The sequence below is a fragment of the Shewanella sp. 10N.286.52.B9 genome, assembly GCF_002873635.1.
Taxonomy (GTDB): domain Bacteria; phylum Pseudomonadota; class Gammaproteobacteria; order Enterobacterales; family Shewanellaceae; genus Shewanella.
Genome location: NZ_MCTY01000237.1, coordinates 21416 through 28466 on the forward strand (window position 1 = coordinate 21416; position 7051 = coordinate 28466).

The following is a 7051-nucleotide window of genomic DNA, read 5'->3' on the forward strand; positions in this document are numbered from 1 at the left end:
ACATGGGTATTTACCCTAGTCGCAATGATAGCTTGGATTACCGGAAAATAAGCCTTAATAAGCTGTAAAACAATATACTGAATTGGAATAATAGCTAATGACTCAAGATGTAATATTTCAAACTCTAGGGACCCTGTCTGGTAAATCAATTGGGGTGGTAACCCTTAATATTGAAAAGGCCTTAAATGCCTTGAATTTAGACATGGTCAATGCCATGACCAAGCAGCTGCTTGCTTGGCAGCAAAATGATGATATTGCTTTTGTTGTGCTTGATGGCGCAGGGGATAAAGCCTTTTGCGCTGGCGGTGATGTCAGGGCGATTTACCATGCATCGATTGCTAATCCTAATACCATGACTGCAGAAGCATGCGATTTTTTCACCCAAGAGTATCAATTAGATTATTTACTACATCAGTTTGGTAAACCAGTGCTGGTGTGGGGCGATGGCATTGTTATGGGCGGCGGTTTAGGGCTAATGGCGGGTGGCAGTCACCGAGTGGTGACAGAGCGAAGCCGCATTGCCATGCCTGAAATATCCATAGGTTTGTACCCTGATGTAGGCGGCAGTTATTTCTTAAATCGTATGCCGGGTAAATTAGGCTTATTTTTAGGCTTAACCGCTTATAACATGAACGCCGCCGATGCTTTGCATGTTGGACTGGGCAATCACTTTTTAGCAAGCGATGATAAACAGCCGTTATTTGATGCCCTTGCTGACGTCAGTTGGAGCGATGATGCTGAGTTAAATCATCAGCAGCTAAGTATGGTGTTAAATACCCAGCAACAAAATACCACAGCTAAAATAGGCCAAAGCCCACTTGAGCAATTTCAAACTGAGATTGATCAATTAATGTCGGGTGAAATTGAAGAGGTGCATCATCAACTCACCAGTTTAGACACTGAATTAGATTGGCTTAAACGGGCTCAAAAAACGGCTTTAAAAGGTAGCCCATTAAGTTGGTTTTTAATTTTTGCTCAAGCCAACTTAGGTACGAATAAAACATTAGCAGAGTGCTTTAAGTGGGAGCTAGGTATTAGCGTCAATTGCTGCTCCTATGGCGATTTTTGTGAAGGGGTAAGGGCATTACTCATTGATAAAGATCGCAATCCACAATGGCGATTTAGTCATGCAAGTGAAGTGACCGCAGAAGCAGTGACCCAATTGCTGACATCACCTTGGCAAGCCGATGACCATCCGTTAAAAGGCATCTAAGTAAAAGGCATCTAAGTTAAAGGCATCTAGCTAAAAGACATCTAAAAGGAATTTATCATGGCAACAGTAGCATTTATTGGTTTAGGTAATATGGGCGGCCCAATGGCAGCCAATTTAATTAAAGCAGGCATGACAGTCACGGTATTTGATTTAGTACCAGCGGCGGTTGAGGCATTAACTAAACAGGGCGCGTTAAGCGCAAAAACCGCTTGCGGCGCAGCGGCAGCAGCAGATTATATCATTACCATGTTGCCTGCAGGTAAGCATGTACACAGTTTATATATTGGCGATGATGACAACAAAGGCTTACTGGATGTGGTCGCTAAAGATGCCATATTAATTGATTGCTCCACCATAGATGCAGGCACGGCGCAAACGGTTGGGGCACAAGCTGCAGCCAAAGGCATTGAGTTTATGGATGCGCCAGTGTCAGGCGGCACAGCGGGCGCAGCCGCTGGCACACTAACATTCATTTGTGGTGGCAGTGATAACGCCTATGATAAAGCGCAAACAGTATTAACGGTTATGGGGGCTAATATTTTTCATGCAGGTGCGGCAGGCGCAGGCCAAATTGCCAAAATCTGTAATAATATGCTGTTATCAGTATTAATGGTCGGCACCAGTGAATCTTTGCAGCTAGGTATTGATAATGGTTTAGACCCTAAAGTGTTATCTGATATCATGAAAGTCAGTAGCGGCGGCAACTGGACCCTCGAAAAATACAACCCGTGCCCTGATGTAATGGACAATGTGCCTTCTTCAAATGATTATCAGGGCGGCTTTATGGTTGATTTGATGGTGAAAGATTTAGGCTTGTCACAGCAAGCATCGCTGGCATCGAATTCCAGCACTCCTATGGGGGCATTGGCGCGCAGTTTATATGTTAACCATGCCCGTCAAGGCAATGGTCGCCGTGATTTTTCAAGTATTTTTGAACAGTTTGCTAAAGCAGATGAAGATAAATAACAGCTGCTTGAAGGCTGGTTGAGCCATTCAACCGCGCCGGAATGTGAGTATGCAAAACACTAAATAAATAGAGAAAGGATCCAGTTAATGGAAATTAAAGATAAAGTTGTTGTCATTACTGGCGGTGCAGGTGGGTTAGGTCTGGCTATGGCGCAAGAGTTTGCCGCTCAAGGCGCAAGATTAGCACTTATCGATGTTGATCAAGAAAAGCTAGAACGTGCTTGTGCTGATTTAGGTGCAAGTACTGAAGTGCAAGGCTATGCGTTAGATATCACCGATGAAGAAGATGTGGTGGCGGGGTTTAATTTCATCCGTGAAGATTTTGGTCAGGTTAATATTCTTATCAACAACGCTGGGATCTTGCGTGATGGCTTAATGGTTAAGGCAAAAGATGGCAAGGTTACTGACCGTATGTCATATGAGCAATTCCAGTCAGTTATCAATGTCAACTTAACCGGTACTTTCCTGTGTGGCCGTGAAGCTGCGGCTGTGATGATTGAAACCGCGCAGCCTGGGGTGATTATTAATATCTCAAGTGTCGCTAAAGCAGGCAACATGGGTCAGTCTAACTACTCAGCTTCTAAAGCGGGTGTGGCTGCCATGAGCGTAGGTTGGGCGAAAGAACTAGCCCGTTATAATATCCGTAGCGCAGCGGTAGCACCTGGTGTGATTGCCACTGAAATGACCGCAGCAATGAAACCAGAAGCCCTAGAGCGAATGGAGAAAATGGTGCCAGTTGGGCGTTTAGGTCAAGCTGAAGAAATCGCATCAACGGTTAAATTTATCGTTGAGAATGATTACGTTAATGGCCGTGTGTTTGAAATTGATGGCGGTATTCGCCTTTAAGTCGCATTAGCGATAACAATATTAGTCGCATTAGCGATAACAATATTAGTCGCAGTAGCGATAATAATATTGGCTCATTAATAGTATTAATCCCTGCCGGTTTTCTGGTAGGGATTTTTTGTTTTTGAACCGCAAGTATGCGCACACAAGATTATAAGCGTTTATTTATATTGGTTTATTTAGGTGGCGGGTTACAGCTTAGGCGAGCACAAAAGCAAAGAGATAAGTTTTTCTGGGTTTCTAAAAATGTTACCCTGTGGTTATATTTTTTGCCTTAGTTTATTTCAATCGAAATAAAGCTGCACCTCGGCAGTGCTCAATGACAGTAAGGATAGTTGTGAATATTGTACGCTTAGAAAGTTTGATGAAAAAAGTCATGTTAGTGGTGGGCATTATTGGGGTTATCGTCATGTATGGCGGCTTTTTGTATTTCTTTTTTAGTGGCGTACCAACAGCAGCATTACCTTGGTTTTTATTAATTTGCCCATGGGTTTGTATTTACTTTGGCCTAACGAAAACACAGCAAATTGCCAGTCTTAGTTGGCTTAAAAACAAATTTACCTTTACCAATAAATAACTCCTCGCGTTATAACCGCAACAGGTAGATAGCTTATTTTATTGGCGGCAATGGGTATTTAGCCCTAATGGCAGTTTTTTGTTACTGGCGTTTGTGGTTATCATTTACCTAGCTGCGAACACCCTGTTATCCGAAAATGAACCACCACTTAAATAGAAATTGTGCTGACATTGCGATAGGATTCAAAGCAATGAATAAGAGAAAGACAGCAAATAAGGTATTTTTTATGTCAAGTTTCCCCATTGGCACCCCAGGCAAACCTTGGAATGCACAAGAAAAGGCCCAGTGGCTTGCCCAAGTAACCATTAAACGTAGCTATCAACAAGAAGTGCTAACAAAATTAGCGCCTTTAGCCTCACGCTTTGAACAAGTGCAATATGGTGCTCTAGCTTATGATGCCGACAAATATCCGCTATTTGCATTTAAATCTAAACATTGGGATAGCAGCAAAAAAACTATCTTAGTAACTGGCGGTGTTCATGGTTATGAAACCAGTGGCGTACATGGCGCGATTCAGTTTTTAGCGACTCAGGCTGAGCATTACAGCCAATACTTTAATATTGCGGTAGCGCCGTGTGTGAGCCCATGGGGTTATGAAACAATTAATCGCTGGAACCCATACGCAGTGGACCCAAACCGTTCTTTTTATGCTGACAGCCCAGCCAATGAATCGGCAGATTTAATGGCATTTGTAGCTAGCCTTGGTGACGTTTATGCCCATATTGATTTGCATGAAACCACAGATACTGACGAGCTAGAATTTCGCCCCGCATTATCAGCTCGTGATGGCAAAGACTATGAAAAAGGCGTTATTCCAGATGGTTTTTATTTGGTTGGTGACTCAGAAAATCCAACTCCTGACTTTCAACAGGCGATTATTGAGTCGGTAGCCAAAGTAACCCATATTGCCCCAGATGATAATGGTCAGTTAATTGGTGTTGATATTGAGCAGTTTGGGGTCATTAACTACCCAACTAAAAAGCTTGGCTTATGTGCGGGGATGACAAACAATCACTATAATACCACCACTGAAGTGTATCCTGATAGCCCATTGGTCAATGACCAAGAATGTAATGATGCCCAAGTGGCAGCAATTACTGGTGGTTTGGATTATATTTTAACCCAGTTAAACTTAATCTAAGTCAGTGATTTATATCTAAGCCTCGAACGAAACTTCGAGGCTTTTTGTTGATTTGGCATTACAGTTAGCGTCATTGCCCTTACTACTCAAGCGAAAAGAAATGATTATTAGCCAAGAAGATATGCGCACAGCATTAAATGAATTAGATTGCCGTACCAATTTCACCATTAGTAATGTTACCGAATACATGCTGCCTAAGCTTAAAGAGCCGGTGTATTTACATATTGACAGCAACACTCCGGTACTCATTATTCGCCCGGCTTTTGAAGTGTTCTCTGGTGAGTTAGCCACATTAGACGGGGTACATGCACAATATGACTATCACCATAATGCGCAGATGACCCGTTTCCCGACTCGTCGCCATAAAAGCTTAAAAGAAAGCCACTATGGTTTAGCTTTTAAGTTTGAAACGGCTGAATCAGTTAAGTTGTTTATTACAAGATTAATCGAAATTGTGAAAGGCTAACGTTAGCTCAGTTTAGATTACATCTTGAGTTAATCATGAGTATAGCTACTGCAACAATCTGACAAATAGGCAAAAATAAATCAATCAATATTCTGGCTGTAAAGCTTGAGTCGAATAATGTATAATCGCGACAATTTTTCGTCCAAAAACTAATGGAATCTCCTACGTGATATACAGCAACAACATCACCATGCAGTTCGGCAGCAAGCCGTTATTTGAAAATATCTCTGTCAAATTCGGTGGCGGTAATCGCTACGGTCTAATTGGTGCAAACGGTTGTGGTAAGTCAACCTTCATGAAGATCCTTACTGGCGATCTTGAGCCAACAAGCGGTAATGTATCAATCGATCCTGGTGAACGTTTTGGTAAATTGAATCAAGATCAATTTGCTTATGAAGAGTTCTCAGTGGTTGATACCGTTATCATGGGCCACAAAGAGTTGTGGGAAGTGAAGCAAGAGCGTGACCGCATTTATTCACTCGCAGAAATGAGTGAAGAAGACGGCATTAAAGTCGCTGAGCTTGAAATGGAATTTGCTGAGATGGACGGTTATACCGCTGAATCTCGTGCTGGTGATTTATTAATGGGCGTAGGTATTGGTGTAGACCAGCACTTTGGCCTAATGAGTGAAATCGCACCAGGTTTTAAACTGCGTGTACTTTTGGCTCAAGCCTTGTTCTCTGATCCAGATATTTTGCTACTTGACGAACCAACCAACAACTTGGACATCGACACCATTCGCTGGTTACAAGAAATGCTTAACCAACGTAACAGTACCATGGTGATTATTTCCCATGACCGTTACTTCTTGAACTCAGTTTGTACCCATATGGCTGACATCGATTACGGTGAACTACGTGTTTACCCAGGTAACTACGATGAATACATGATGGCAGCCCAGCAAGCTCGTGAGCGTTTACAATCTGACAATGCTAAGAAAAAAGCCCAAATTGCTGAGCTACAAGGTTTCGTAGCACGATTCTCTGCTAACGCTTCAAAAGCTAAGCAAGCAACATCTCGTGCTAAGCAAATTGACAAGATTAAGCTTGAGGATATCAAGGCTTCAAGCCGTGTGAATCCGTTCATTCGTTTTGAGCAAGAAAAGAAATTATTCCGTAATGCTTTAGTGGTTGAGCAATTAGCGAAAGGCTTTGATAAGCCATTATTCAGCAAACTTGACCTGATGGTTGAAGTTGGCGAGCGTGTTGCTATCTTAGGTGATAACGGTGTGGGTAAAACCACCTTATTACGTACTTTAGTGCATGACATCCCGCAAGATGCAGGTACGGTTCAATGGTCTGAAAACAGTAACATTGGTTATTACGCGCAGGATCATGAAGCTGATTTTGCTAATGATATGACCTTATTTGACTGGATGAGCCAATGGCGTAAACCTGAAGATGACGACCAATCAGTACGTGGCATCTTAGGCCGCATGTTATTTGGCTCAGACGACATTAAAAAATCAGTTAAAGTGTTATCTGGTGGTGAAAAGGGTCGTATGTACTTTGGTAAGCTCATCATGCAAAAGCCAAATATCTTATTACTTGATGAACCAACTAACCACATGGACATGGAATCAATCGAGTCATTAAACAATGCATTAGAATTGTATGAAGGTACATTAATGTTTGTGTCTCATGACCGTGCATTTGTATCGTCACTAGCAACACGCATCATTGAAATTACTGCTGATGGCATCAATGACTTTAAAGGTACTTATGATGAGTTCCTTGCCAGTAAAGGCGTTGAAGGATAATTAATTAAAGTTTTTTACATTAAGCCGAAAACCTGTAAAGCGATTTACAGGTTTTTTTTTGCCTAAAAAAGATAATTATAAAT

7 protein-coding genes are annotated in these 7051 nt (G+C 42.0%); all 7 read left to right on the forward strand.

All coding sequences use genetic code 11. The features are described from left to right. Nucleotides 1-97 precede the first annotated feature (97 nt). The 7 genes from BCU91_RS20055 to BCU91_RS20085 all read left to right on the forward strand — a co-directional run bounded on the left by BCU91_RS20055 (nt 98) and on the right by BCU91_RS20085 (nt 6968). Nucleotides 98-1213: an enoyl-CoA hydratase/isomerase family protein gene (locus BCU91_RS20055; RefSeq protein ID WP_102532230.1), complete on the forward strand. Its 1116-nt coding sequence runs from the start codon at nt 98-100 to the stop codon at nt 1211-1213. 57 nt (nt 1214-1270) lie between these two features. Beyond that, nucleotides 1271-2179, forward strand: a complete 909-nt coding sequence (gene mmsB / locus BCU91_RS20060; protein ID WP_102437711.1) for a 3-hydroxyisobutyrate dehydrogenase — start codon at nt 1271-1273, stop codon at nt 2177-2179. Between the two features lie 87 nt (nt 2180-2266). Beyond that, a complete protein-coding gene (locus tag BCU91_RS20065; RefSeq protein WP_076539852.1) occupies nt 2267-3025 on the forward strand; it encodes an SDR family oxidoreductase in 759 nt (252 codons plus the stop codon). Between the two features lie 376 nt (nt 3026-3401). Beyond that, a complete protein-coding gene (locus BCU91_RS20070) occupies nt 3402-3602 on the forward strand; it encodes a hypothetical protein (RefSeq protein WP_102437762.1) in 201 nt (66 codons plus the stop codon). Nucleotides 3603-3792: 190 nt separating this feature from the next. Then, nucleotides 3793-4743 carry a M14 family metallocarboxypeptidase gene (locus BCU91_RS20075; protein ID WP_241904128.1) on the forward strand — a complete coding sequence of 317 codons (951 nt, stop codon included), beginning with the start codon at nt 3793-3795 and terminating at the stop codon, nt 4741-4743. Nucleotides 4744-4864: 121 nt separating this feature from the next. Beyond that, nucleotides 4865-5209, forward strand: a complete 345-nt coding sequence (locus BCU91_RS20080) for a hypothetical protein (protein ID WP_102437760.1) — start codon at nt 4865-4867, stop codon at nt 5207-5209. 166 nt (nt 5210-5375) lie between these two features. Next, nucleotides 5376-6968 carry an ABC-F family ATPase gene (locus BCU91_RS20085; RefSeq protein ID WP_102437707.1) on the forward strand — a complete coding sequence of 531 codons (1593 nt, stop codon included), beginning with the start codon at nt 5376-5378 and terminating at the stop codon, nt 6966-6968. The last annotated feature ends 83 nt before the right edge of the window (nt 6969-7051 follow it).